The organism is Collinsella aerofaciens, from assembly GCF_039752985.1.
GTDB classification, from domain to species: domain Bacteria; phylum Actinomycetota; class Coriobacteriia; order Coriobacteriales; family Coriobacteriaceae; genus Collinsella; species Collinsella aerofaciens_BT.
On the sequence record NZ_JBDMHA010000142.1, the window covers coordinates 1 to 944 of the forward strand.

General features: G+C 57.8%; 1 protein-coding gene and 1 pseudogene. Both read right to left on the minus strand.

Translation table 11 applies throughout. The features are described 5' to 3' along the window. Nucleotides 1-283: YbaK/EbsC family protein (locus tag ABHR76_RS10075; RefSeq protein WP_346977663.1), on the minus strand; the 283-nt coding region annotated here is incomplete at its 3' end. Between the two features lie 132 nt (nt 284-415). Further along, nucleotides 416-944: pseudogene (locus tag ABHR76_RS10080) on the minus strand (excinuclease ABC subunit UvrA); the annotation flags it as partial.

Below are 944 nucleotides of genomic sequence, written 5' to 3' on the forward strand. Positions count from 1 at the left end.
GCATCAAGGCCAAGGACTTCTCCCCCGCGGCACGCGCGGCGGACTTTAGATCGAGCTCGTCGGCAACAGGGATACAGCACACGACATAGTCGTTGGACGGTGTCACGCAGACCAAAGTCTTAAATCCTTGACCGGGCTCCTCGCCAAGCTGCTCCGAAATCGCGACACCCAGGCCCACCGACTCATCACCATCGTCTTCGTACGTATGTAGAACATAGGAAATGCCGGCGCTTTCCAGCTCGCGCATCGCATTGGTTTTTGGCGTCTTTACAGCCTTTGCCATGACATATCCTTTCCCTCGCATTCGGACGCAAGGATTAAGTATATGTCCAATTCGGCTGCATACGTCACTTCGGCACAGCAAGCGCCATCGAATCACAAGGAGTCGATGGCGCCCATAAACTGAATCGCCTATTTATTGAGCATCAAGTTGAGCCTGACGCTCCCGGTCACGCCTGAGCAACGGCGCCAAAAACTTGCCCGTATAACTCTGCGGACAGTCCGCAACCTGCTCCGGTGTGCCCGAAACCACGACGGTTCCGCCGCCGTTACCGCCCTCGGGACCCATATCGATCAGGCGGTCGGCAACCTTGATGACATCAAGGTTGTGTTCAATCACCAGCACCGTGTTGCCCGCATCGACCAAGCGCTGCAGCACATCGAGCAGCTGGCGGACGTCCTCAAAATGAAGGCCGGTCGTCGGCTCGTCCAAAATATAGAACGTCTTGCCCGTCTGGCGTCGATGAAGCTCCTTGGCGAGTTTCACACGCTGCGCCTCGCCGCCCGAAAGCGTCGTGGCGGGCTGGCCCAGGCTCACGTAGCCCAAGCCTACATCGTACAGCGTCTGGAGCTTGCGCTTAATCTGCGGGATATTCCCAAAGAAGGCCAGCGCCTCGGTGACGCTCATGTCGAGCACGTCCGAGATGGTCTTGCCACGGTAGGTG